This window comes from Moraxella sp. 179-F 1C4 NHS, from assembly GCF_045370505.1.
Taxonomy (GTDB): Bacteria; Pseudomonadota; Gammaproteobacteria; order Pseudomonadales; family Moraxellaceae; genus Faucicola; species Faucicola tetraodonis.
On sequence record NZ_JBIQEC010000008.1, the window covers coordinates 59,716 to 85,258 of the forward strand.

The window sequence follows — 25,543 nt, forward strand, 5'->3', positions numbered from 1 at the left end:
AATTATTAGGTTACACAATGCTTACCCGAGTCATTTTTAATCAAAAAGGCGGTGTTGGTAAATCCAGCATTGCTGTCAATCTTGCCGCGATAAGTGCCCATCAAGGTTTGCGTACCTTACTCATCGACCTTGATCCACAGTGCAACGCTACCCAATATATCATCGGCGATGCGGCCACAGACATTCATCCCGCTCATATCACAGAGCCCAATATTGAAAATTTCTTTTCGCAAACCCTGCAAGCGACGTCTAGCCCTATGCCGATGATGTTTGCATTTCCGTTTGGCGGTATGACGGGTAGTCGCAATCAAGGGTTGGATCACTGTATTCACACAACCCGATTTGATAATTTATCACTGATTCCAGCCAGCCCCATGCTTGCCGATATTTTGCAGCCCCTTGAAAGCAAACATAAAATTTATAAATTAAAAGACGGCTTAAATCTTTTAAGTCAGCAGTTTGATCGGGTCTACATTGATACACCACCGGCGTTTAATTTTTTTACTTTGTCGGCATTGATCGCAGCTGATCGTGTCATCGTTCCGTTTGATTGTGATATTTTCTCCAAACGCGCGCTACAAACCTTGGTGCAAAATATCTTAGAAACGCGCCAAGACCATAATAGTGACTTGTTAATTGAAGGTATTATCGTCAATCAGTTTGACCCACGTGCCAATTTACCCAACGAAGTGGTACAAACGTTGGTCAATGAAGGCTATCCTGTGTATGAGACCAAACTTAGCCCTTCGATTATCATGAAACAATCCCACCATCAAAGCTTACCGCTGATTTATTTGGACGCTAAACATAAACTCACCCAGCAGTACGCTGCGCTTTATCAAGAAATCGAATCTAGATAACGGAACTTACATTTAATCGTGTCTACTGACATAGCATTACATTAAATAAAAAATTCTCTTAATACTTCAAAGAGAACTTACACAATTAACAAACCAACATTTTAACTGCGGGTAGCTTGTCTATAAAATGACAGTCATCAGAGAGGCAGTTATTAGTTAAAACTATAAATATAACAATTTAGCCCTGTAACGCCTGCCAATCGATTAGGCAACAAGATAAGTTAAAAATTAGACAAGTTAAAAAATGAGGAGTGTTAAAATGAGCTTTATTTATATGATTATCATGGGTCTTATCGTTGGTGTTATCGCCCGTGCTATCAAGCCAGGTGCCGACGCAATGGGTTGGATTCTTACCATTGTACTGGGTATTATCGGTGCATTAGTGGGCGGTTTCTTAGCAGGTATGCTAGGTATGAATGCCAATGGTGGCTTTACTGGTCTAATTTTCTCAGTCATTGGTGCAATTATTGTGCTATTCGTCTATGAGTTAGCGACGGGTAAACGCCGTATTGGTTAATATTGTATTAGTTAGTTAAGCAATCAATTTAAAAAATCAATTAAAAAAAGGCATTTAAATTAAATGCCTTTTTTATTGGCTAAAATTCTTTGAACAGTTGGTATGTTGGCTTTAAATTTTTTTCAGTTTGATTTTTTTGCGGTCATTGTCTCACTAAGTTTAGAATCTCAGCTTAGAATAATGCTATATTGTTGACTTGGTTTCTAGTACCAAATATCTACTAGACACTGATAAGATACTAAGGTAAACACTTTCATGGAACAACTTGTCAATTTTCACACGCAAAATGGCGTTTTAGAAATCCAGTTTAATCGTGCTGATAAAAAAAATGCCCTAACCAATGCCATGTACCAAGCCGTACAAACCGCGATGGAACAGGCAAAAAGTGACGATAATATTCGAGTGATTTTATTTACGTCAACCGGTGATTTTTTTACCGCAGGTAATGATCTTGTCGATTTTTTAAACAAAGCAGAAAACGATGATGCTGAGCTTAACGCGTTAGATTTCGTGCAGTTTTTGGGCGATTATCCCAAACCCATCGTGGCAGCGGTGACAGGCTCAGGCGTTGGCATTGGCTTGACGCTGCTACTTCATTGTGATTTGGTGTATATCGTAGAAAACGCTAAATTATTAGCCCCATTTGTGGATTTATCTTTGGTGCCAGAAGCAGGTTCGACCCTTTTGCTGACGCAAAGAATTGGTTATCAGCGTGCCTTTGAGGTGTTTGTGATGGGTGAAAAAATTACAGGTAAACAGGCGGTTGAATTGGGCTTAGCCAACCAAGCTTTTGCTAATAGTGATGAGGTACTAAGCACGGCGCGCCAAAAAGCAGAAATACTTGCCAAAAAATCGGTGTCATCGGTACGACAAACCAAAGACTTGATGCGTAATGCCACAGAAATCCTAGCGCGTATCCAACAAGAAAATGTTCACTTTAGTAACCGTCTGCAGACGGATGAAGTCAAAGCGATACTGCGCAAATTTGTCCATAAACAATAAGGCAAAAGAGAACACTAATGCAAAAAAGCCTTTTAACTAGAAAATTAAAAGGCTTTTATTTAATTCAATTTATTAGCCAATTTATTAGATAGCCATTATTTGGCTACCACAAACTGTTCAATTTGCGCACGCACCAAATTTGCATCATTATCAAGCACAGTCACATACTGCGCCAAGCTTTCGATATTATCGGTATGTTTGGGACGGGGAATGTCAAGTTGACCGACAGCTTCGGTGATGGTCTCGGCAAATTTGGCTGGCAAGGCGGTTTCGGCGCAGACAATGACCTCACCCTTTTTGCGTACTTCACGAGCCACTTTTATCCCATCAGCGGTGTGCGGGTCAATTAACTGGTTGTCTTCGGCATACACTTGTTTGATTGTGGCGATACGGTCGGCATGGGTTGATTTTCCCGATGCAAAGCCATATTTGCCATTGATATTTGCCATCAAATCCGACATATCAAAGCCTTTACCTGCGTTGACATCCTGCCAAAGCGTATTAATTTTTTCGCCATTTTTCTCAGCGAGCAGGTACACAAAACGCTCAAAATTCGACGCTTTTGAAATATCCATCGATGGACTTGATGTCACATAAGTCTTGTCAGCAGTACGGGGGCTATATTTGCCAGTAGTAAAAAAGTCGTGCAGAACGTCGTTTTCGTTGGTGGCAACGATTAACCGCTCGATGGGTAATCCCATTTCACGGGCAATATGTCCCGCGCAGATATTACCAAAGTTACCCGATGGCACGCAGAAACTCACCTTTTGGCTGTTGTCGGTGGTGCTGGCAAAGTAACCTTTAAAATAGTAGACGATTTGCGCGAGGATACGACCCCAGTTAATGGAGTTGACAGTCCCAAGGCTGTATTTGGCTTTAAATTCGGCATCTTGCTGCAGGGCTTTTACGATGTCTTGGCAGTCATCAAACATACCTTTGATGGCGATGTTATGGATATTTTTGTCATCAAGGCTATACATTTGTGCGCGCTGGAATTCACTCATTTTGCCATGGGGTGACATCATGAACACTTCGATATTGTCTTTGCCACGCAGCGCATATTCAGCAGCTGAGCCTGTATCGCCTGATGTTGCACCGATGATGGTCAGACGCTCATTTTTTTTCTTTAACACATATTCAAAAGCATTGCCCAAAAACTGCATGGCGATGTCTTTAAATGCCAGTGTTGGACCGTTTGATAGCTCGATGATTTTGATGCCATCTTTGAGTGTACGAACAGGGGTAATATCGGGATTGCCAAATGCCTGCACGGTGTAAGTTTTATCAATCAGTGTTTTTAAATCATCTTTTGGAATATCGGTGGCAAATAATTGCATGATTTCAAAGGCAAGCTCAGGGTAGCTTAAAGTGCGCCATTGGGTGAGGGTTGCTTCATCAATCTGTGGGTATTCTTCGGGTAGCATTAAGCCGCCGTCTGGGGCAAGCCCCATCAGTAACACATCACTAAATTGCATAGGGACTGTTTTGCCACGGGTGCTGATATAGTTCATCTTTCCATCCATTTAATCAATTTGATGCAGTTTAGCATAAACCTAGCATTGCGATGAATGCCAATTTTTACCCACGTTTTTGCAGTAAGGCATAATAAAAACCATCGCCATCGTTTTGATGAAGCGGCAAGCATTGATAACCGATGTCCCGTTTGATTTGGTTGGATAAATTAAGGCTAAAATCCACGATTTGCGCCTCTTTGTGTGTGGCTAAAAACGCTTGTAACTGGTCTTCATTCTCTGCTTTTAACATCGAGCAGGTGATGTAGAGTAGATAACCATCATCGGCTAAATTATGCCAGCAGTTGGCTAAAATATTGGCTTGTAACGCGGCAGTTTGCCCCACATCTTCCTCGGTGCGTAGCAGTGCGATATCAGGGTGGCGGCGAATTACCCCTGTTGCGGTACAAGGTGCGTCAAGCACTATCACATCAAATTGGGTATCGGCTTGAAACGTTGTGGCATCCTCACATACCAATTGTACATTTTCTTGATTTAACTGCAAACGCTCAAGGTTTTGGCTCACCCGTTGTAAACGTTTTTCATCGTTGTCCAAAGCGATTACATGCGCGATATTTTGATGTTTCACGTGAAACGTTTTTGACTCATCAAGCTCCAATAAATGCGCCAGTTTACCCCCGGGCGCAGTACAAGCATCTAGTACCGTCAAAGATTTATCCAAGGCGAGGCTTGTCAAAATATGCGCTGATAACTGGGCATGTTTGTCTTGCACACTGACCCATCCTTCGGCAAATTTAGGCAAATCGGTGATTCTTATAGCGTCAGTGAGTTGAATGGTTTGCACCTCCTCAAAGCCAATGGACACTAGGTCAAAACCGATACCTTGTTGGGTTAATATATCGGTATAATCCTCTACACTACAAAATTTGCGATTGACGCGTAAGAATATGGGCGCAGCTTGGCGAAGCGCTTGCCCAAGCTCGGCATAGTATTCACCCCAATCCTGTTTGAGCTGTTTGGCAAGCCAATTAGGTAGACTGTGATTTTTCTCAATTTTTTTGGCAAATTTGGCAGGGTTTTTTTGCACCTTTCGCAGTATGGCATTGATAAGTCCAGCACCATAACCTTTATCCAGTTGTTTGACTGCTTCGACCGTTTCACCAATTGCCGCGTAATCTGGCGTGTCCATATACAGCAGTTGGTACAGTCCGATATTGAGTGCTGCCCATACGCCTTTGTCAGTGACTTCATGCTCAATCAAGCTTTCACCAATACGAGCGAGTGCCCACCATTGACGCAGTGTGCCAAGCAATAATTCATGGGCAAAGCCTTTGTCTTTGTCGCTCACTTGGTTGAGTAGTGGCTCAAGCAAGCTAGCTAATGACTCACCTTGTTGGATACGCTCAAGGGTGGCGACAACTTTGGCGCGAGTGTTAAGCTGAGAATGTAATTGGGTCATGATGTGCCTAATTGGTTATGAGTGAAAAATATCACCATCGTTGAGTTTATCTCCATTGGCAATTTGCTCAGCGGTTAACGGCTTACCACCAGGCCACTGCATTTGGGTGATATTAATCAAATGTTGTGCACCCTGATGTTGGTGGTTGGTCGCGTTTTTACCACAGGCGACCAAAATCGCGTTACGACCCACACTGACGATTTTACCTGCGGGTTCATGGGTTTGTTGGTCGAGTTTAATGGGCGCTGCTTCTATTATTTTGATACGCTGATTGGGGTCTTTATGTTCATCAAGATAGGTAAAGGCATTTAACGCACGGATTTGACGTTGAATACTGATGGCATCATTTTGCCAGTTAATCTCACCCTCTGCCGTGGTGATTTTCTCGGCATAATTAGCCAAAGCGTCGTCTTGTTTTTCGGCTTTTTGTTGATAATTTTCTAAATCAGACAACACCGTCACAATGGCTTCACCGCCTAATTTGGCTAATTTATCATGCAATAGTTGGGTAGTATCTGTGTCAGTGATGGGGCAAGCTATCTTATACAGCATATCGCCCGTATCGAGTCCCTGCGCCATTTGCATAATGGTAATGCCTGTAGTGTTATCACCTGCCAAAATCGCACGTTGAATGGGCGCTGCACCGCGCCAGCGTGGCAATAATGAGCCATGAATATTGATACAGCCAAATTTTGGGGTATGCAGTACGCCAAGTGGTAAAATCAATCCATAAGCTGCCACTATCATCACATCGGGTCGATATTTTTTGAGTGTTTCACGTGAAACATTGCCATCGGCTGATTTTAAGCTAAAACTTTCGGGTTGTTCCACAGCAATGTTATTCGCTAAGGCAAGTGCTTTCACGGGCGATGCGCTAATTTTTTGCCCACGACCAGATTTGCGGTCAGGTTGTGTATAAACTGCCACAATGTCAATATTAAGGGCTTTTTGGTGACTGATGAGTGCTTGTAAGGCGACTTTAGCAAATTCGGGCGTACCAGCAAATACTACCCTAAGCGGGGTTTGAGACATGATAAATTTCGTCTTAAATACAATAAATTTCTGCTATTATAATATGAATTGGCACAATACTTAAATCTAGCATTGTGATGATGGGTTTTTTTCTTTTACCTTCATTGACCGTTTTCTCTATTGGGTATATCACGCTGTGTCAAACCAGTTTTCTCTCTACAATCGCCCGGCAGCTCGGCGACTCATCGTAACCTTAGTGGCTATCGAACTGATACTGATAGTGGCAGGTTATGGGTTGCTAGGTTTTTATGCGTTGCAGCAGCAACAGCAGCTCGGTGAAAGTTGCCTCGTTGAGCTGGTTGATAAACTCAATCATAAAATTAGCCATCATGAGTACGATTGGAGCCAAGTCACTTTAGATCACCATGCGGCGATTAAAAATTATCAGTTGATTATCGTTGAGCCGACGGGTGCTACTACCGTTGTCAAAAACAACCATGACGATTTTTCTGTCCCCTTACCCAATTGGACGCTATCTAACAAACAAAGCAATAAAATGTTTTATGATATTCATGGCTTTGAAGTTTGGCAGAATCTGGCAGCGGGTTACCGCTTATACGTTAAAGTACAATATTTGCCACTTTGGCGTAATTTTGCCAACCCTATCTATTTGCTGCCGCTGCTATTGGGGTTTTGCCTATTTTTATATATGATGATTCAGCTGCGAAAAGTTTATGATGTTTGGGATAAATTTCTCGATAATGCCCAAAATTTGCAATTGCAAATTAGTCAAGGTTATCAGCCTGCCAAGCTTCATGAGTTTCGTGACCACCCTGAATTACGCTATTTATCTCAGCTGTTTAATCGTCATGCTTATAAGATGGGGCAATATTATGATAAGGTTCGCGAGTTAACCTATCGACAAAATATTTTGATTGATACTTCACCAATTTTGCTGTTTATCATGAGCAGAAATGGTCGGATTGTATACTTTAATCATAAATTTTCACAAGTGTTTTATACCCCGTTTCAACCGGGGTCGATGTATATTCTCAGTGACTTTATCACCGGTGCCAATAAAACCACGCAGCAGTTACTAAATTCGCTCGAGAATATTCAGACTTATGCGACCTTACCCGTGACCAATCTACAGCGAAATCTGTATTTTGATTTACGCATTACCCCGTATTATAACCGTTTCGGTCAACTACAAGGTTATAGCTGTGGCTTACAAGATACCACCGATTATCACGATAAGCTGCAAAAAGCGTGGGTCGAGGATAAATTTACTACTGATAAACTAACCAATTTTAATAAAATGTGGGCGGTAGTGGGGCATGAATTGCGTACTCCACTCAGTGGTCTAGTCGGCATGATAGATCTACTTGCTGAAGATAAAGCACAGTTTAATAGCGAGCAACAAGAAACCATCGCCACGCTACAACAATCTAGCTATACTATGATTCAACTGCTCAATGATATGCTTGATGTGGCCAAATTAGACGCAGGCAGGCTACAAACCAATGTCACGTCTATTGATCTCTTGCAGTTACTACGCCAAACCACTGGACTGATGGTTGGTAACGCCCGACGTCAAAAAATTAGTCTGTATATTTTTGTGGACCCCTTTACCCCACGTTTTATTGATTGTGATGAAGGCAAATTACGGCAAATTATTTTAAACTTATTGACCAATGCGGTAAAATTTACCAAAGAGGGCTACGTGGCTATCACGGTTGATAAAACCGATAGCCGTCACCCATTAATCGCGGCTAAAACCAGCCAAAATACCACTGTCAGCAAAGATTGGTTAAAAATAACGGTAAAAGATACCGGTTTAGGTATTAGCGAAAAAGACCAACAAAAATTATTTTCCTACTTTGAACAAGCCAATGATTCCATTAGTCGGCAGTTTGGCGGTACAGGACTTGGTTTAGCTATTTCCAATAGTTTTTCACATTTATTGGGTGGCTTTATTCATTTAGAAAGTCAATTTGGTCAAGGCAGTGAATTCCAACTATTTTTACCGATTCCAAAGTTTAGTCTGCAACCTGTTTACCAACATAAAACCAGGAATTTAAGGGTAACACTCATTCTTATCTCGCCATTTTCTATCTTTGAGCGAGCGAATAAAGTTTTAAGTTATGTGGAATTATCGCACCATATCTTCACAACTATTGATGAAACCGTTATCAATACGATTAATAACCTTAACTTGCAAGGCTTGATCCCTGTCTTTGTGATTGATGATGCAGCACTCAAAGCCAACAACCATTTATTAAATAATATTCATTTTTATAATGATGCGATTAAAATTATTTTAAGTATTGAATCACCTAAAACTCTGCCACCCGAGCTGCAATTACAATTTGATGGGTATTTGCAAAAACCTGCGTCTTTAAGCCTGTTGATTGCTGAGGTGAATCATCTATATGAGTTAAAAATCAAAAAAGAAAAAACCAATACCCATCTGCCCGTACAACTGGCATTTAAGCAATTTTTGCAGCAGTACCCCAGCCCCTCTAATTCTAGCGTTAGCGTAGCATCCGCAACGCCCCCCGTTAATAACCCTAATCTGTTATTGGATGGACCAATTCAAGTGGTTGATGAGGGCCACACCAATCTTGAGAGCCCAAACGATGCGCATCCTTCTAGCCAAAAATTGATATTGATAGCAGAAGACAACCCGGTTAATCAAAAAATTGCCAAAAAGCATTTGGAAGCCTTGGGTTATCGCTATCTTGTAGCATCCGATGGCGAGCAAGCAGTTAAGTTACTCAGTGAAAATCGTCAGCAAATCGGACTTGTGTTGATGGACTGTCGCATGCCAATTCTAGATGGTATTGAAGCGACGCGTATTATTCGCCTCAATAAAGATAGTGTGCCGATTGTTGCCTTAACCGCCAATGATTCTGATGATGATAGGAATATCTGTTTAGAAGCGGGCATGGACAGTTTTTTGACCAAACCTATCAACAAGCAAAAACTCATCGAAGCCATCAATCATTACATGGTCTGAAACAATAAAAAAAAGACCAGGTTAACTTGGTCTTTTTTTGTTTGAAGTAAAACGTTATGAGGGTCGAGTTTTAAAAGTAAATTGATTGGTGGTTTTTTGTCCATCATTATAAAGCAGTTGCGCTCTATTTGCTAAACCCATTTTGTTGTAGGAAGCTTAATGTAATGCCTTCATGGTTAGAATTTGAGAGGTTGTCTGGTGTTGACATAAGAAGTTTTTCTAAATATCTGGCTACCACATCCACCTCGATGTTGACTTTTGTTGCCACTTTCCAATGTCTGCTTATGTTGGTGACCTGCGCTGTATGGGGGATGATATTTAAACTAATCACATTACCTTCTACCAAATTACTGGTCAGGCTAATACCATCGACTGTTACAGAACCCTTGGTAGCGACATATTTGGTAAACTCGCTTGGAATCTCAATTTCTATATAAATCGAGCGCGAATCATTTTTTATCAGTTTAACCGTACCCGTGGTATCAACATGACCGGTGACAATGTGCCCGCCAAATCGTGTAGTAGGCAACATGGCTTTTTCAAGGTTTACTACATCGCCAACTTGCCATTGTTGCATCGCTGTTTTATTGAGTGTTTCACGTGAAACATCAACAGCGTACCAGTCTTTACCTTGCTCTACAACAGTGAGACAAATCCCATTACTTGCAATCGAGTCACCCAATTTAACATCAGCAAAGTCTAAATAGTCAGATTGAATTTTTAAGCGCACATCACCTTGCGTCGGCGTAATGGCAACAATTTTTCCAGTCGCTTCAATAATACCTGTGAACATGGTTTATCCTAGTTTTTTATCATAATAATGCATTTTAATGTACTTTTACAACTATCACAAACATAAAATATTATTTAGAATAATTAAATTATAATCAGCGATAAACTCTAATTCAAATCGAACATAAAGCGTTCAAAAAATTAAAATGATAGAGGTAGCTTTTGGTGGATAACTTACCATCATAGACTACTTATGACCTTGTTTATCTACTTATCCACTGGTCATAATTGTCATAGGTAACGGGTTTGTTGCGCAATGTTTCATGTGGAACAACGCTTATAATCTAGTATTACAGTAAAATTTGACTCTAATTATTGTTTCATGTGAAACACTTATCCACAAAAGAAATGCTGGTTTTAACGTATTTATTAAATTTAGCTAACAATGTGGATAAGTTTTAAAAAGCGAAAAATATAATAATTTAACTATTTATTTTCAGCGAGATTTATCCAACCCATTATGTGGATTTACTTATCAAAACGATAGGTTAATTTGATATCAGTTCCCATTGTTTCATGTGAAACTAACGAAGCGATAATTTGCTGGTGGACATGCTGTGCATTAAAGTTAATCATGGGCTTAGCACTGTTACCCAAAAAGCATGGCGCTTGATACACGACTAATTCATCTACCAGACCTTGTTGCAAGAAACTAGCAGCGACCGTTGCACCTGCTTCAACTAGCACATCGTTAATTTGGTAATTGTCTTTTAAAGTGTTGAGTAGTGTGGTTAAACTCATAGTTGAATCTTGGATAAGCAAGACGGGACGATGGGTGATTTGGCTTTGATACCATGCATCCGTCATTTGGATGCGTTGACGACGGTCAAGCACTACCAATAGCGGCTGTGGTATATCTTCTAAATTTGCCCCTAATTGCTGACTACGGATATTTAGCGCAGGATGGTCTTGTAGGATGGTTTCGCTACCCGTGATAATCGCCCCTGCTTGCGCTCGTAAAAGCTGTACATCCTCGCGTGATTGGTCGCTGGTTATCCATTTTGACTCACCATTTGCCATCGCGGTGCGTCCATCCAGACTTGTCGCTATCTTTAAGCGCACAAAAGGCAAGCCGCCACGCATGACCTTAAAAAAGCCTTCATTTAATTGATAAGCCGCTTGCTCACAAATACCGGTAATGACTTCGATACCTGCCTGCTGCAGTTTGGCAATACCACCACCATCAACTTTAGGATTAGGATCGACAACAGCAATCACCACACGGCTAATACCCGCTTGGATTAGCGCATCAGCACAGGGCGGGGTACGTCCATGATGGCTACAAGGTTCAAGGGTGACATATGCTGTTGCACCTTGCAAATGCTTAGCATAACGCTCATACGCTTGGCGAAGGGCAAACACTTCGGCGTGGGGTTGTCCTGCTTGATAGTGAAAACCTTCGCCAATAATTTGATTATCTTTGACAATGACACAGCCGACACTAGGATTGGGACGGGTGGTGAAACGTCCTTTTTTAGCCAGCTCAATGGCGCGTGACATGTAGTATTGGTGCTGATAGCGCTCAGCAGGGGATAAAGTTGCCGTCATAATAAAACTTAGGATTGTAGATGTTTGAGCTTGTGTGGGTGAGTCAAATCTTCGATACGTTGATTGATTTCTTGTTTGTTGGTGTCCGTGGTAAGGTTTGACACCATGTGTTTAAACGCTTCAATATCTTGAAAATCTCGATACACGCTAGCAAATCGAACGTAGGCGACATCATCAATTTGGCTCAACTCTTTCATGACGACTTCACCTAAAATTTTACTTGGCACCTCACGCTCACCGAGCTGTCTGAGCTGCTTTTCAATCCGGCTAATCATAGCTTCAATGTTGTCAGTCGATATTGGACGTTTTTGTAACGGTAGTTGCACTGAGCGACGCAGTTTTTGCCCATCATACGGCTCAATACGACCATTGGATTTGATGATACGAGGCATGACCGCTTCGATAATTTCAAAGGTGGTAAATCGCTCTTGGCACGCGGCACACTGACGACGACGGCGTACCTGCGCACCCTCTGCCGCGAGTCTTGAATCAATGACTTTGGTATCTTCAGCATTACAAAATGGACAGTGCATGCGATTTCCTAGCTAAGTTTAAACCTTTTAATTTATTTACCAATACAAAAACTGCCAAAAATCTTACCCAATAAATCATCGGCGGTAAATTCACCGGTGATTTCGTTGAGGCTAATCTGTGCTTGGCGTAGGCTTTCCGCCACCAATTCACCGGCATGAAACAAATGCAGTTGTTCATCGGCTTCTTGCAGCGCCATTTGGGTACGGCGTAGCGCATCAAGATGGCGGGTTCGTGCAATCAAGCTGTTTTCAGGGGGATGAAAACCGACTTTATCACAGATTTGATTGGCCAATTCCTCAAGCCCGGTATCATATTTACAAGACACATAGACGGGGTGGTAAATTTGATCTTGTGATTGAAATTGCTTGGGCAAATTTTGGTGATTGTCGGATAAATCAATTTTATTGGCAATCATTAATATTGAATTGGCATTGGGCAGGCTACCAAATAATTCGGTCGCTAATCGTAATGGCTCATGCTCACGGTGCGCATCATACACCATAAGCAGTAAATCAGCTTGGGTGATGGCTTGTCGTGCTCGCTCAATGCCCGCCTGTTCCACAATATCATCGGTGTGGCGCAGCCCAGCAGTATCGGTCAAATTCAGCGTTAGGCCGTTTAACACAATGGTTTCTTGTAGGATGTCGCGCGTTGTTCCTGCAATATCGGTCACAATGGCACGCTCTTGCCCTGCTAAGCGATTGAGCAAGCTAGATTTTCCCGCATTGGGTCGCCCGGCAATCACAACTGAGACACCATCTCGCAGCAGCTGCCCTTGTTTGGCAGTGGCTAATACATTGTTTAGTTGCTCACAAACTTGGCGCAATTGTTTGGCGATGTGTTCATCTGCCAAAAAATCAACACCTTCTTCATCCGGGAAATCAATAGCGGCTTCAACATACAGCCGTAGCTGAATTAACTGCTCAAGCAGCGCATTAATTTTTTGTGAAAACTCGCCGGTCAATGAGCGCATGGCACTTTTTGCGGCAGCCACACTGGTGGCATCAATGGCATCAGCAATCGCTTCTGCTTGTACCAAATCAAGCTTATCATTATCAAAAGCCCGCGCTGAAAACTCGCCCGCTACCGCTTGATTTGCACCCAATTCAAACACACGGGTCAAAAGCTGCTGCTGCAAAATCATACCACCGTGACCTTGCAACTCAATCACATCTTCACCTGTAAAAGAATGGGGAGCAGGGAAATACAACACCAACCCCTCATCAATCACCGTATCATCACTATCATAAAATCGGCAAAAATGGGCAAATCGCGGTTTCAAAGCTTGACGACCTGTTAACGCCAAGGCAATTTGGTAACTGTTTGGACCTGATAGGCGTATCACACCAACCCCGCCACGACCCATTGGCGTTGCAATGGCGGCAATGGTTGAAGTAAGCACTGTTTGAGAGTTATTTAACATAGTTTTTTACAATCTAACATTTTGGGTAGTCAGCATTGACTCGATACTGATATTTTAACATCCGTTCACTGATTACAACATGATTATTTTTTGCCAATAAAAAACCCTTTAAACAACGGTTTAAAGGGCGGTTAAAGTATTAAATTGAGGTTCGATAGATTTAAACCACGTTACGTGCTGCCTCTTTTGCTGCTTGCTCACGCTCAACTTTTTTATTGATAAAGTATTGCTGTGCCATGCTAAACAAGTTGTTGACTGTCCAATAAAGCACTAGACCCGCTGGGAAAAATAGCATAAACACGGTGAAAATAATCGGCATAAATTTCATCACACGAGCCTGCATAGGATCTTGCGGCTGCGGGTTTAGCATCTGCTGAAAAAACATCGCAGCGCCCATAATCAGTGGCAAGATAAACAATGGATCCATGGATGATAAGTCGCGAATCCAACCAATCCAAGGGGCATGGCGTAATTGTACTGATTCCACCAGTACCCAATACAACGCCAAGAAAATCGGCATTTGCAGTAATACAGGTAAACAACCTGCCATTGGGTTGACTTGCTCTTCTTTGTAGATGCGCATCATCTCTTGTGACATACGCATACGGTCATCACCATATTCTTCTTTTAAGGCTTGCAATCGTGGTGCCACTGCACGCATTTTTGCCATCGAGTGATAGCTTTTATTGGCAATTGGCATCAATGCGATTTTAACCAATAAAGTGAGTACAATAATTGACCAACCCCAGTTGCCCAATACTTTATGCACATTATCCAAAATCCAAAATAGCACTTTTGAAATCGGCCATAAGATACCGTAATCAACAGTTTTATCTAACCCCTCTGCCAAAGGTTTTAAGTTGGTTTGAATTTTTGGACCTGCATACAAGGCAGACGTTAATGTCACTTGTTTGTTGGGAGCAACTGACACAGGGTTACTGGTAAACCCGATGATGTGATCTTTGCCAGCTTCACGGCTATAAAAATTTGCTGTGTAATCCTTTGGCATCCAGGCGGTGACAAAATAGTGCTGTACCATGCCAATCCAGCCTTTATCACTGCTGGCTTTTAAACCCTCATTGAAATTACCAAACTTGAGTTTGTTATAAGGCTGCTCTGGTGTACCCCATGCGCCCCCTAGATAAGTCGATAGGCTAATTGCGCCTTTGTCACCTTTACCCGGGTCTTCACTATTATCACGTTTTAACTGCGCATACATTTGTCCTTGCCAAGGCTGCGTGCCGTTATTGGTGATGTTATAGCTAACGTTGATAGGATATTGACCTTTGGTAAACTTATAGGATTTGATGATAGTTACACCATCTTTTTGATAAGTTAAAGGAACGACCAATTCGGCTTGATTGGGCTGCATGACAAATTGGTTACTAGGCGCGGTAAAAGTCGCACGACCATTGCTATTATCAATACCATTGGCGCCAATCAACCCTGACTGAGCCACATATACGCGATTACTATCTTCTTCAAGGAGTACAAATGGCTGTTTGCTATCTAATGTCTGGGTCTGCTCTCGAAGCGCGGCGTACACCACATCGCCACCGACTGGATTAATACGAATATCGTATTTATCCGTCATCACACTAATGAGCTGTGCGCCCGTTTGCTGGGTAGTGGGAGTTGGGGTTGACGTGGTTGCTGTTGCCGTGGGAATATCGCCCGTTGGCGTACTTGAAGCCCCCGCCACGGGCACATCATTGCTACTGACCGCTGTGGTTGTTGGGGTTATCGCCACGGGTTTATTTACATTGGTATAATCATCCCGCCATGCCAGAATCAGCAAATAACCCGTAATTAACATTGCGATAATAATCAATGTCCGTAAAATTTTTTGCATATATAGCTATCCTATCTAATGATATTGCTTGAAATCACTAGTTGCTAATAAAGGAAAAACAATTAAAAAATAGAAGACATTCTACTAAAAAAAAGTTAAAAAAGATATTCCATAAATAGTTGACTCAATTACGCTATTTGAGACTGGCGACAAGTTTTTATAATTTCATCAACCCAATAAATTAATGATAGTGATAAGCATATACCAAAAAGTAAGACGGCAATGTGTCAATATAATGATAACGGTAGCGATATAATGGCTTAGGGACAAAATCAATGCCATGCCCACCCCAAGGATGACAACGTGCGATACGCTTGGCTGTTAATAATCCACCCTGGTACCCGCCATGTAATCTTATCGCCTCTAAACCATAACTAGAACACGTTGGATAAAACCGGCAACGAGGTGCCAACCAGGGACTAATCAAACGCTGATAAAATATAATCATCAACAGCAAAAATTTTGCTAATAATTTATCCATGGATTAAACCCAGATTTTTTATTACCTTCATTGGAGTAAAGATATTACGAATTGCCGCTAAAATTAATTCCGCTTCAACTTTCCAATCTTATCATTGATTAAGTTAAAGCCCATCGCTAATTGCTGGACAATTGCTTGATTTTGCATATCATCGGAAAACTGCTTGATAGTTAATAAAATATCAACTTGAGCATTTAGCTGGTGCTGATGCAACCGAAAATACTCTCGCGTTAATCGCTTAATACGATTTCGTTCATGGGCACGTTTGACTTTCTTTTTAGTAATCGCAAGACCCAGCCGATTTACTGCAGCTTGTCTTTGGCTATCAGCTAAAACCACTTTGACGAATAACAACAGATTAGGTTGATGAATTTTAAAAACGACAACATGCTGTGACTGATCTTCACCAGTTTTGGTATGACGACCCGACATCGCTTTAAAATCTTTGGGCGTTAGCAGCCGCTGTGATTTATCAAATTTAAAAGGTTTGTCTACAGTCATGAGGATAAGTCCAAATCAATACCAAAGCACCATTAAAAGCTATCAAGATTTGATGGATAGGGTAAAAATAGGCTGAAATAATAGAGTAGGGGAGTACGCTAAGCGTAGGTTACAAACAACGGACTTCTAGGATAACAATAAAAAAAGCGATATAAGAAGTATATCGCTTTTTACTATAACCTGTTTTAATGTCAACATTATCATTAAATCAAGTTAACAAATAGACATTACACCGTTAAACGATGACGGCCTTTAGCGCGACGACGAGCTAAAACTTGACGGCCATTCTTAGTAGCCATACGAGCACGGAAACCGTGAGTACGTTTACGTTTGATTACGCTTGGTTGGAAAGTGCGTTTCATGCGATTCACCTTGGCTAAATTTACGTGATATTTAACCGATAGCGGTTAAAATACAAAATTTCAAAACAGTTAATCTAGTATTATCCTTAATTTTAACCAATAGGTCAAGGATAACTAAGATTATTGGTTAATTTCTTTCTTTAAATCCCAGACACAATCAATTATTTTATTTATTTAAAATAACATTTTTGTATAACAAATACCATTCAACAAAAGTTATCCACAAAAAATTATTTTATTATTATATATTCAATAAGTATTATTTATTATTATTAAGCAGGTCTATTTCTGTGGATATTTAACTAAAAATCATAAAAAAACAAATATTTGCCATGTTGATAAGTATGTATATAAACCGTTGATAGCTTGTTAGTAATTTCCTGTTTTTACTTATCAACAATTATATCCACATTGTTATCCACAATAATTTTATTTGTAAAATCGCTGTTTTATGATACATTACACCAAATTTGAAGATGCTTGGATTAGGAAAGCAAAGTTATGGCTGATGCATTATGGCTTAAGTGCGTTGACGAATTAAAATATCAAGTACCTGATAATATTTTTACCATGTGGATTCGCCCATTATCCGCCTCGATGCATAATAACACGATGGTTGTCAATGTACCTAACCAGTACTTTGCCAGTTATGTTGAAAAAAATCATTTAAGTCAAATTCAAACGATTTTACAACAGCTTGAGCCAACCTTACCGATTCAGGTGCAAATTCAAATTGATAAGGGTAACGCAATCACCGACGCCGTTAGTAAACAAGAGTTTGGTGAGCAAAAAGTGACACTGGTAAAAACTGAGCAGCAACGCTCCTTTCAGTATATCGATCCGCATTTTACGTTTGACCAATTCGTAACCGCAAAATCCAATCAAATTGCTTATAGTATTTGCCGAGAGACTGCTAACAACTTGGGTCAATCTAAAAATAATCCGCTGTTTATTTATGGTGCGACAGGTTTGGGAAAAACCCATTTGATGCAAGCAATTGCCCATGAGATTTTAAAGCAAGGCAAAAGTTTTTATTACTTTACTTCCGATAAGTTTGTCAACCAGCTGGTGCATTCATTAAGAACACAAAAAATCGATGAGTTCAAAGATAAAATTAAAAAAGCCGATTTGTTGATTATTGATGATATTCATGTGATTGCCGGCAAGCAAAAAAGTAGCGAGCAGTTTTTGCTATTGCTCAATGACTTTATGAGCAAAAATAAACAGGTGATTTTGGCATCCGATAAACACCCGAGTGCACTGACTGATTTTGACGAGCGTTTAAAGTCACGTCTAGCTTGGGGGGTGGCCGTGGCGTTAGAGCCGCCAGAGCTAGAAACCCGTATTCAAATTTTGCAAAAAAAATCCAAGGCGCAAGAGGTGATTTTGCCAAAAGAGTGCGCTATTTTTATCGCTCAGCATATCATCGCCAATGTGCGAGAATTGGAAGGTGCGCTGAACAAAGTTTTAGCTATTTCCCGTCTGCTCAATCAGCCTATCCATTTAGAATTGGTACAAATGGCGTTAAAAGATTTGATTGCGATTCGTGTACAAGCGGTCAGTATGGATAATATTCGTAAAGTCGTTGCTGAGTTTTATGATATATCGGTCAAAGACCTGATGGGTAAAAAGCGTTTACGTCATATCGCTCGTCCACGTCAGGTGGCTATGAGTTTAGCCCGTGAATTAACCAATAACAGTTTTACAGAAATTGGGCAGTCATTTGGCGGTCGCGACCATACCACGGTCATGCACGCCTGTGAGAAAGTACAAGAACTTTGTGTCAGCGATTTGATGTTTGACAAGGATTATCGCTCATTAAAATTAATGTTACAGACTTAGTATTTTGTTAACTCGATTAAAAAGATTTTTAGTTAATTACCCCGTATAATAGATTGTAATTTTTCCATTTGTTAAACCATTCATTTTGATTTGAGGCGGTGCCATGCAATTAGTAATCTCTCGCGATTTGTTACTACAAGCGATTAATTTAATTTCAAAAGCCGCTGACAAACGCCATAACATGGTGATTTTGGGAAATATGAAATTGGCGTTAACCGACTCTCAATTGGTGATGGTAGCGTCAGATTTGGAGCTTGAATTACAAGCCACCCTTAATTTGCCAGCATCGGCGTGCAAACAACCAGGTGAAATCACCGTTCCTGCCAACAAATTCAAAGATATCATAAAATTATTGCCAGACGGCTTACCGGTCTCTATCACTGTCGCTAATGACAATCAGTGTTTAATTGTCTGCGGTAGTAGTCGTTTTAAACTCAGCACCTTGCCTGCCCAAGACTTTCCCCTATTGGGTGAGCCCGAGCAAGTCACGCCTATTCAATTGGGCCGTGAAGACCTCGTCGATTTGCTGGATAAAACGCATTTCGCGATGGCGGTGCAAGATGTGCGTTATTATCTTACCGGTATGCTGTTTGAAGTCAAAGAGCGGCAATTGGCAACGGTATCAACCGATGGTCACCGCTTGGCATTGGCTCGTACGGTGATAGCGTGTGATGAGAGTGTGGCTCTTGCTGCAATTTTACCAAGAAAAGCCGTACTTGAATTACAGCGTTTGTTAGCAGAGCTTAAACGCATGCTACCGAATCAAGACAATAAAATCACCCTCAATGTCGGTCGTGAATTTTTACAAGTCTTACTACCCTTTGGGGAAGTCGATAGCACAGGTCAGCTAAAAAATGCCATCATGGTGGCTTTTACCGCACGCTTAATTGATGGTAAGTTTCCCGATTATCGCCGCGTCATGCCGTCGTCAACCAACAAACTTGCCCGTATCAGCCAAGAGCAATTAGCGAATGTGCTTCGCCGCGTGGCTATTTTGAGTAATGAGAAATCGCGTGGCGTGATTTTTGATTTTTCAGGTGATAACAATTTGATGGTGCGTGCTAGCAATGCTGAGCAAGATGAAGCGAGTGAGCAGCTTGAGGTTAAGTATCAAGGTGAGCCATTAGAAATATCATTCAATGTGGCTTATTTGCTAGATGTACTTAATGTATTGCAAGGGGAAATTGACTTTCATATGAGCCAAGCCAATGCTTCGGTATTGGTACAGCAAGTCAACGATAGCAAACACGAGTTTGTGGTTATGCCAATGCGTATTTAGTCAGCGGGCATATTTTTTTCAATTTAGTGATGAGTAGTCAAGTAGATAAATCATGCAAATTATTGAATTAACTATTCATCATTTTCGCAATCTTCACACGATTGCATTACAACCCAGCAGTTGTAATGTGGTCTTGGGTCAAAATGGCAGCGGGAAAACGTCGCTATTAGAAAGCATCTATTTATTATCGCGCGGCAAAAGTTTTCGCCATCATCAACCGAGGCATTATATTGAGCATGGTTTTAGCGATACGACGGTTTTTGCTAGGCTCAATCATGAGCAAACCGTCGCTATTGCCAAATCCCAAGACGCTACCACGCAATTGCGACTCAATGGGCAGTCGCTTGTCACCCAAAGCCCACTTGCGCAGCTGCTACCCACACTATTACTCGAGCCTGTGAGCCTTGCCCAACTAGAAGACGGTAGTCAAGCAAGGCGTGAAATGTTAGATTGGTTAGGGTTTCACGTGGAACCATCGTTTCATCCCAATTGGCTGTCTTATCAGCGTCTATTAAAACAGCGCAATAGCTTATTAAAGCAAAATTTTGGTAATGCCTCATTGACTAGCCTGCAACAGCAAGAGCTATCCGCTTGGGATTACCAGCTCAGTCAACATGCAGAAAAAATTCACCAAGCAAGGGCCGACATCATTGAACAATGGCATCCCCATTTTTTGGCGCAAGTGCAAAAATTTTTACCCCAATATGCCGAAAAATTACGATTGCGGTATACCCCGGGGTTTGATACTGAAGTTGGCTTAGCAACGACCTTAGCCAATCGTTTAGCGTCTGACATTGAGCTTGGCTATACGCGTATGGGATGTCATCGGGCTGATATCAATGTCGTGCTAGATTTAGTGCATACTGATGCAGCAGGGCATAAACACAAGCAGACATTGCTTGCCACCGATATGCTATCACGGGGTGAAAAAAAACTATTAGTTATGGCACTTCGCTTATCGCAGTTGCCGTTACTCAATCAGGTCGATAAAGTACCCTTGGTATTGGTGGACGATATCACAGCGGAATTGGATAATGACGCGCTTATGTTGCTATTAACTGGCTTACAACAAGTGAATTCACAGCTGTTTATCACCAGTCTTACCCAAGATATCGTCGAGAGTATTCAAAAGATTTGGCAGGATAATGTTAAACTGTTTCACGTGGAACAGGGAAGTATTAGACAATTATCACTTGAAGCAAAAGCTATTCAAAACGACCTATAAAAACCAATAACATTTTTAGGTGACTAAGGTTAGATGATTAAGTATTTTTTCAAACTGATGTAACTTAAACCCTCTCTTTTCTAGCTCAGCTAAATCACTATTTTGCCTCTCATAAGCAGGGATATTCAGTGACTTTTCCCCTAAAATTTGCTACAATAAACCCTTTATTTTTCGCCAAAAAACTAAGAAAAAAATCAAAGATTTTGACCATAAAATCGAGTATGTTCTGACGTTTTTGCCATGCAAAACTTATGGAGTCATCATGACTGATACATCTGCGAATGTAGCCGATCAGACACAACAATCTATTACCCAATCAAGTCATCAAGAAAATAAAGCCTATGGTTCTGACAGTATCCGCGTACTTCGTGGCTTAGAAGCCGTCCGTGTACGCCCTGGTATGTACATTGGCGACACCGACGATGGCACAGGTTTGCATCATATGGTGTTTGAAGTGGTAGATAACGCCATTGATGAAGCCTTGGCGGGTCACTGTGATCAAATTGACATCATCATCCACGAAGATGAATCGGTCAGCGTCAAAGACAATGGACGCGGTATTCCTGTCGATATTCACCCAGAAGAAGGGGTGTCAGCCGCGCAGGTTATTATGACGGTCCTGCATGCGGGCGGTAAATTTGACGACAACAGTTATAAAGTATCAGGTGGTTTGCACGGTGTTGGTGTGTCAGTGGTTAATGCCTTATCAAAAAAACTGGTGCTCGATATCTGGCGTGATGGCTACCACTATAGCCAAACGTATGCCGATGGTGAGCCCGTAACCCCTATTGAGCAGCTTGAAGCCACCCAGCAAACAGGTACACAAGTGCGTTTTTATCCAAGCGATGATATTTTTACAGGCACGATTTTTGATTTTGAAATTCTTGCCAAGCGTTTACGCGAATTGTCGTTTTTAAACTCGGGTGTGCGCATCGTATTGACGGATGAGCGCGATGACAAACGCCATGAGTTTGAACACGTTGGCGGTCTATCTGAGTTCGTTCATTACATCAATGCAGGCAAAACTGGGCTAAATGAGGTGTTTCATTTTACCAGTGAAGAAAATGACGGTATCAGCGTCGAAGTGGCATTGCAATGGACAGATAGCTACAACGAAAAAGTATTATGCTTTACCAACAATATCCCGCAAAAAGATGGCGGTACCCATCTTTCTGGTTTTCGTTCGGCATTAACACGCTGCCTAAATAGCTATATGGATAGCGAAAACTTGATGAAAAAAGAAAAAGTTGCGGTAACAGGTGACGATGCGCGGGAAGGTTTAACCGCGATTATTTCTGTCAAAGTACCTGACCCAAAATTCTCAAGCCAAACCAAAGACAAACTGGTATCAAGTGAAGTCAAACCCGCGGTTGAATCAGCCATGCACGATAAGTTTAGCGCTTACTTGCTTGAAAATCCCAATGCTGCCAAAGGGATTGCTGGTAAAATAATCGATGCCGCCCGTGCGCGAGAAGCGGCGCGTAAAGCTCGTGAAATGACTCGCCGTAAAACGACACTTGATATCGCAGGTCTGCCAGGCAAACTTGCTGATTGCCAAGAAAAAGACCCTGCGATGTCAGAGCTGTACATTGTGGAAGGGGACTCGGCAGGCGGTTCTGCCAAACAAGGGCGTAACCGTAAGATGCAGGCGATTTTGCCGCTGAAAGGTAAAATTCTAAACGTAGAACGTGCGCGTTTTGATAAGATGCTATCGTCGCAAGAAGTGGGTACCTTGATTACCGCATTGGGTACAGGCATCGGGCCTGATGAGTACAATCCTGATAAATTACGCTATCACAAAATTATCATCATGACCGATGCGGACGTGGATGGTTCACATATTCGCACCTTGCTGCTGACATTCTTTTTCCGTCAAACCCCAGAGCTATTAGAACGTGGTCATATTTATATTGCGCAGCCACCGCTGTACAAAGTGAAAAAAGGTCGTCAAGAATTGTATGTCAAAGACGATGAAGCGTTAAAGGCCTATTTGTTGTCGTCAACCATTGACGATACCCAGTTGCATTTGAGTGAAGGTACGCCTGCGGTCACAGGCCAAGCGCTAGAAACCTTGCTCAATGATTATAACCAAACTCAGACCATCAAAAACCGTTTGCAAATCAAATATCCAAGCGCCGTATTGGATGCGTTGGCAATCACCAGCAAGCTTAGCATACCGATGATTGAAGATGAAGCGCAAATGCGAAATTGGGTAGAAGCGTTAGCGCAGAATTTAGCAGTGACGGCAGACGGATTAGACCCACAAATTGAATTAGAGTCCTTTAGCAAACAAGAAGGCGATCATCAAAAAACCTATTATCTACCGCGCGTGACGATTTTTATCCATCAGTTGCCACACGCATACTTGTTAGATACCGCATTTATTGGTTCAGGTGAGTATAGCCGTTTGCATCGCTTGACCAGCCAGTGGAAAGACATGTTGTCAGATACCGCTTATATCGCTAAAGGTGATAAAAAACTGCCGATCAAAGACATGGGTTATCTATGGCAATTTATCATGAGTGATGCGCGCCGTGGTTTAGCGATTCAGCGTTATAAAGGGTTGGGCGAGATGAATGCTGACCAATTGTGGGAAACCACGATGGATCCAGAAAACCGCCATATGCTAAAAGTCACCATTGAAGATGCGATTGCTGCTGACCATTTGTTCTCGTGTCTGATGGGGGATGATGTAGAGCCGCGTCGTGCCTTTATTGAGGAGAACGCGTTAACGGTGACTAACTTAGATATTTAACCCAATTTTAGAGTCGTGTTTTAATACAATGGAAACCACCTTATGTTGTAATAAGGTGGTTTTATTTGAGCTTGAATTTTTAAAAGAGATATCACATGATTGCTTTATTACTGCTAGCGATAGCCTTATCGATGGATGCCTTTGCTGTGGCGATTGGACTCGGTGCCAAACACCGCCAAGATACGACCAAAATTGCACTTATGGCAGGCGTATATTTTGGCGTCTTTCAAGGCTTAATGCCATTGATTGGTTATCTCGGTGGACGTTCAATCTTAGGATTTATCGCAAATTGGGCGCCTTGGATCGCGTGCATTATTTTAGTCGGGCTTGGTGGAAAAATGCTGTATGAAGCCTTATCTAGCGATGATGAAGATGCCACATCACAAGAAACAACGCCTCATAATGTTGCTTTAGACATCGCTAATGATGCCAATGTCGCTATCACCCATAAAACCATGACTACTTTAGCGATTGCAACCAGTATTGATGCAATGGCAGCCGGATTTACCTTAAATTTAATCCCAGTCAATCCTTATGTATCCTGTGCAGTAATTGCGATAGTAACAGGGATTTTTAGCTTTATTGGCGTATTTATGGGCAAGCAATCAGGCACGTGGCTAAAGAGTAAGGCTGAAATTTTTGGTGGGCTAGTGTTAATCGGTATTGGCATCAAAATGGTAATTTAATAGACCAGCTTATTTGTCTTTGATTTTAATGGTTTAAATAAAAAAGACTTTCAAATTAATGAAAGTCTTTTTTATTGTTAAGCTAACTTAATCGAAAGATTAACGTTCAATACGATACCAGGCATCACGTGCTGCTAGGCGAGCTTGGTCCCAAGTCAAACGTGAATTACCTTTGAATTGTTCCCAATCATTGCGTAAATCATTTTCAACACTTTCAAACTCATTAGCAGTATTAAAATGATGACGTGCACGGTAACCATAATCATACGCTGAGCGATAGTCAGTATCGTAATCATAGCCTTGGCTATAGTAAGTCGTCGTATTGTAGTTATTGCGCCAGTAGGTATCTTCTTCAGTATTACCTTCAAGCGTATTTGCTACAGCGTTACCCGTGGCTGCGCCTGCTACAGCACCAATTGCACCACCCACCACTGAACCTACGGGACCACCTACTGCACCAATTGCTGCGCCTGTAGCAGCACCGGCTGCCATACCTGTACCACTGGCAACAGGGTTAGCTTCTTTACGCTGTTCACCTGCTTCAGTTGGATTAACTGCTTCACCGACTTCATGACCTGCTGCACCGCCGGCTACAGCGCCAATCGCGCCACCCACTAAGGTACCAACAGGACCCGCTACTGAACCAACGGCTGCACCGGCTGCGGCGCCACCTAGTGCTCCAGAACCACTGGCAACTGGATGAGGTTTTTCGTAAGCATCTTCAGCGGTGGTAGGGTTGACTGCTTCACCGACTTCATGACCTGCTGCGCTACCCGCTACAGCGCCAATAGCACCACCCACTAAGGTACCAACAGGACCGGCTACTGAACCAACGGCTGCACCTGCTGCGGCACCACCTAAAGCGCCTGTACCAGTAGCAACAGGATGACCTTTTTCTTCACCTTCTGCATAGCCATCCACTGTACGTAAACGTGGTGAATATTCCTGACCAGAAATACGAG

General features: G+C 41.8%; 20 protein-coding genes and 1 pseudogene. 9 read left to right on the top strand and 12 right to left on the bottom strand.

The window, feature by feature from the left end; genetic code table 11:
• Nucleotides 1–17: 17 nt before the first annotated feature.
• The 3 genes from ACH0AB_RS05600 (at nt 18) to ACH0AB_RS05610 (ending at nt 2,379) form a co-directional block, all read left to right on the top strand.
• On the top strand, nt 18–860 hold the full coding sequence (locus tag ACH0AB_RS05600) for a ParA family protein (protein WP_406877505.1): 843 nt from the start codon (nt 18–20) through the stop codon (nt 858–860).
• 259 nt (nt 861–1,119) lie between these two features.
• Nucleotides 1,120–1,377 carry a GlsB/YeaQ/YmgE family stress response membrane protein gene (locus ACH0AB_RS05605; protein ID WP_036601338.1) on the top strand — a complete coding sequence of 86 codons (258 nt, stop codon included), beginning with the start codon at nt 1,120–1,122 and terminating at the stop codon, nt 1,375–1,377.
• Nucleotides 1,378–1,632: 255 nt separating this feature from the next.
• Nucleotides 1,633–2,379 carry an enoyl-CoA hydratase-related protein gene (locus ACH0AB_RS05610; protein WP_309596084.1) on the top strand — a complete coding sequence of 249 codons (747 nt, stop codon included), beginning with the start codon at nt 1,633–1,635 and terminating at the stop codon, nt 2,377–2,379.
• Between the two features lie 95 nt (nt 2,380–2,474).
• Here ACH0AB_RS05610 and thrC read toward each other — a convergent pair whose 3' ends face one another.
• The 3 genes from thrC to fmt form a co-directional block, all read right to left on the bottom strand.
• The gene (thrC, locus tag ACH0AB_RS05615; RefSeq protein ID WP_406877507.1) at nt 2,475–3,890 is read right to left on the bottom strand and encodes a threonine synthase; all 1,416 of its coding nucleotides are present in this window, start codon (nt 3,888–3,890) and stop codon (nt 2,475–2,477) included.
• A 67-nt stretch (nt 3,891–3,957) separates the two neighbouring features.
• Nucleotides 3,958–5,310, bottom strand: a complete 1,353-nt coding sequence (rsmB, locus tag ACH0AB_RS05620; RefSeq protein ID WP_406877509.1) for a 16S rRNA (cytosine(967)-C(5))-methyltransferase RsmB — start codon at nt 5,308–5,310, stop codon at nt 3,958–3,960.
• A gap of 15 nt (nt 5,311–5,325) precedes the next feature.
• Nucleotides 5,326–6,342 (bottom strand): methionyl-tRNA formyltransferase, encoded by a 1,017-nt coding sequence (gene fmt, locus ACH0AB_RS05625; protein WP_406877511.1) that lies wholly within the window; start codon nt 6,340–6,342, stop codon nt 5,326–5,328.
• A 136-nt stretch (nt 6,343–6,478) separates the two neighbouring features.
• Here fmt and ACH0AB_RS05630 point away from each other — a divergent pair, with 136 nt between their 5' ends.
• Nucleotides 6,479–9,301, top strand: coding sequence for a response regulator (locus ACH0AB_RS05630; RefSeq protein WP_406877512.1), 2,823 nt, complete (start codon nt 6,479–6,481; stop codon nt 9,299–9,301).
• Nucleotides 9,302–9,425: 124 nt separating this feature from the next.
• Here ACH0AB_RS05630 and ACH0AB_RS05635 read toward each other — a convergent pair whose 3' ends face one another.
• The 8 genes from ACH0AB_RS05635 to rpmH form a co-directional block, all read right to left on the bottom strand.
• Nucleotides 9,426–10,094: a riboflavin synthase gene (locus tag ACH0AB_RS05635; protein WP_312534330.1), complete on the bottom strand. Its 669-nt coding sequence runs from the start codon at nt 10,092–10,094 to the stop codon at nt 9,426–9,428.
• Between the two features lie 467 nt (nt 10,095–10,561).
• Nucleotides 10,562–11,641 carry a bifunctional diaminohydroxyphosphoribosylaminopyrimidine deaminase/5-amino-6-(5-phosphoribosylamino)uracil reductase RibD gene (gene ribD / locus ACH0AB_RS05640; protein ID WP_406877514.1) on the bottom strand — a complete coding sequence of 360 codons (1,080 nt, stop codon included), beginning with the start codon at nt 11,639–11,641 and terminating at the stop codon, nt 10,562–10,564.
• An 8-nt stretch (nt 11,642–11,649) separates the two neighbouring features.
• Nucleotides 11,650–12,174 carry a transcriptional regulator NrdR gene (gene nrdR / locus ACH0AB_RS05645; protein ID WP_406877515.1) on the bottom strand — a complete coding sequence of 175 codons (525 nt, stop codon included), beginning with the start codon at nt 12,172–12,174 and terminating at the stop codon, nt 11,650–11,652.
• A gap of 32 nt (nt 12,175–12,206) precedes the next feature.
• On the bottom strand, nt 12,207–13,598 hold the full coding sequence (gene mnmE, locus ACH0AB_RS05650; protein ID WP_406877516.1) for a tRNA uridine-5-carboxymethylaminomethyl(34) synthesis GTPase MnmE: 1,392 nt from the start codon (nt 13,596–13,598) through the stop codon (nt 12,207–12,209).
• Between the two features lie 160 nt (nt 13,599–13,758).
• Nucleotides 13,759–15,450, bottom strand: coding sequence for a membrane protein insertase YidC (yidC, locus tag ACH0AB_RS05655; RefSeq protein ID WP_406877517.1), 1,692 nt, complete (start codon nt 15,448–15,450; stop codon nt 13,759–13,761).
• Between the two features lie 181 nt (nt 15,451–15,631).
• Nucleotides 15,632–15,931, bottom strand: a complete 300-nt coding sequence (yidD, locus tag ACH0AB_RS05660; protein ID WP_406877518.1) for a membrane protein insertion efficiency factor YidD — start codon at nt 15,929–15,931, stop codon at nt 15,632–15,634.
• A 63-nt stretch (nt 15,932–15,994) separates the two neighbouring features.
• Nucleotides 15,995–16,432, bottom strand: coding sequence for a ribonuclease P protein component (rnpA, locus tag ACH0AB_RS05665; RefSeq protein ID WP_406877519.1), 438 nt, complete (start codon nt 16,430–16,432; stop codon nt 15,995–15,997).
• Nucleotides 16,433–16,659: 227 nt separating this feature from the next.
• Complete coding sequence (gene rpmH, locus ACH0AB_RS05670; RefSeq protein WP_050326012.1) at nt 16,660–16,794, bottom strand: 50S ribosomal protein L34; 135 nt, start codon at nt 16,792–16,794, stop codon at nt 16,660–16,662.
• Between the two features lie 501 nt (nt 16,795–17,295).
• Between rpmH and dnaA the strand changes: the two genes are divergently transcribed.
• The 5 genes from dnaA (at nt 17,296) to ACH0AB_RS05695 (ending at nt 24,581) form a co-directional block, all read left to right on the top strand.
• Nucleotides 17,296–18,636, top strand: coding sequence for a chromosomal replication initiator protein DnaA (gene dnaA / locus ACH0AB_RS05675; RefSeq protein WP_076776921.1), 1,341 nt, complete (start codon nt 17,296–17,298; stop codon nt 18,634–18,636).
• 103 nt (nt 18,637–18,739) lie between these two features.
• Entirely contained in the window at nt 18,740–19,915 is a 1,176-nt protein-coding gene (gene dnaN / locus ACH0AB_RS05680; protein WP_076776923.1) for a DNA polymerase III subunit beta, read from the top strand.
• A gap of 52 nt (nt 19,916–19,967) precedes the next feature.
• The gene (gene recF / locus ACH0AB_RS05685) at nt 19,968–21,140 is read left to right on the top strand and encodes a DNA replication/repair protein RecF (protein ID WP_099833301.1); all 1,173 of its coding nucleotides are present in this window, start codon (nt 19,968–19,970) and stop codon (nt 21,138–21,140) included.
• A 262-nt stretch (nt 21,141–21,402) separates the two neighbouring features.
• The gene (gyrB, locus tag ACH0AB_RS05690) at nt 21,403–23,895 is read left to right on the top strand and encodes a DNA topoisomerase (ATP-hydrolyzing) subunit B (protein ID WP_406877521.1); all 2,493 of its coding nucleotides are present in this window, start codon (nt 21,403–21,405) and stop codon (nt 23,893–23,895) included.
• Nucleotides 23,896–23,990: 95 nt separating this feature from the next.
• The gene (locus tag ACH0AB_RS05695; RefSeq protein WP_406877522.1) at nt 23,991–24,581 is read left to right on the top strand and encodes a manganese efflux pump MntP; all 591 of its coding nucleotides are present in this window, start codon (nt 23,991–23,993) and stop codon (nt 24,579–24,581) included.
• 540 nt (nt 24,582–25,121) lie between these two features.
• Here ACH0AB_RS05695 and ACH0AB_RS05700 read toward each other — a convergent pair.
• A pseudogene (locus ACH0AB_RS05700) lies at nt 25,122–25,484 on the bottom strand (glycine zipper domain-containing protein); the annotation flags it as partial.
• Between the last annotated feature and the right edge of the window lie 59 nt (nt 25,485–25,543).

Bases quoted from the DNA above. Each gene is read 5' to 3' on its own strand.
- ACH0AB_RS05600 (WP_406877505.1), top strand. From the start codon at position 18: ATGCTTACCCGAGTCATTTTTAATCAAAAAGGCGGTGTTGGTAAATCC.
- ACH0AB_RS05605 (WP_036601338.1), top strand. From the start codon at position 1,120: ATGAGCTTTATTTATATGATTATCATGGGTCTTATCGTTGGTGTTATC.
- ACH0AB_RS05610 (WP_309596084.1), top strand. From the start codon at position 1,633: ATGGAACAACTTGTCAATTTTCACACGCAAAATGGCGTTTTAGAAATC.
- thrC (WP_406877507.1), bottom strand. From the start codon at position 3,890: ATGAACTATATCAGCACCCGTGGCAAAACAGTCCCTATGCAATTTAGT.
- rsmB (WP_406877509.1), bottom strand. From the start codon at position 5,310: ATGACCCAATTACATTCTCAGCTTAACACTCGCGCCAAAGTTGTCGCC.
- fmt (WP_406877511.1), bottom strand. From the start codon at position 6,342: ATGTCTCAAACCCCGCTTAGGGTAGTATTTGCTGGTACGCCCGAATTT.
- ACH0AB_RS05635 (WP_312534330.1), bottom strand. From the start codon at position 10,094: ATGTTCACAGGTATTATTGAAGCGACTGGAAAAATTGTTGCCATTACG.
- ribD (WP_406877514.1), bottom strand. From the start codon at position 11,641: ATGACGGCAACTTTATCCCCTGCTGAGCGCTATCAGCACCAATACTAC.
- nrdR (WP_406877515.1), bottom strand. From the start codon at position 12,174: ATGCACTGTCCATTTTGTAATGCTGAAGATACCAAAGTCATTGATTCA.
- mnmE (WP_406877516.1), bottom strand. From the start codon at position 13,598: ATGTTAAATAACTCTCAAACAGTGCTTACTTCAACCATTGCCGCCATT.
- yidC (WP_406877517.1), bottom strand. From the start codon at position 15,450: ATGCAAAAAATTTTACGGACATTGATTATTATCGCAATGTTAATTACG.
- yidD (WP_406877518.1), bottom strand. From the start codon at position 15,931: ATGGATAAATTATTAGCAAAATTTTTGCTGTTGATGATTATATTTTAT.
- rnpA (WP_406877519.1), bottom strand. From the start codon at position 16,432: ATGACTGTAGACAAACCTTTTAAATTTGATAAATCACAGCGGCTGCTA.
- rpmH (WP_050326012.1), bottom strand. From the start codon at position 16,794: ATGAAACGCACTTTCCAACCAAGCGTAATCAAACGTAAACGTACTCAC.
- dnaA (WP_076776921.1), top strand. From the start codon at position 17,296: ATGGCTGATGCATTATGGCTTAAGTGCGTTGACGAATTAAAATATCAA.
- dnaN (WP_076776923.1), top strand. From the start codon at position 18,740: ATGCAATTAGTAATCTCTCGCGATTTGTTACTACAAGCGATTAATTTA.
- recF (WP_099833301.1), top strand. From the start codon at position 19,968: ATGCAAATTATTGAATTAACTATTCATCATTTTCGCAATCTTCACACG.
- gyrB (WP_406877521.1), top strand. From the start codon at position 21,403: ATGACTGATACATCTGCGAATGTAGCCGATCAGACACAACAATCTATT.
- ACH0AB_RS05695 (WP_406877522.1), top strand. From the start codon at position 23,991: ATGATTGCTTTATTACTGCTAGCGATAGCCTTATCGATGGATGCCTTT.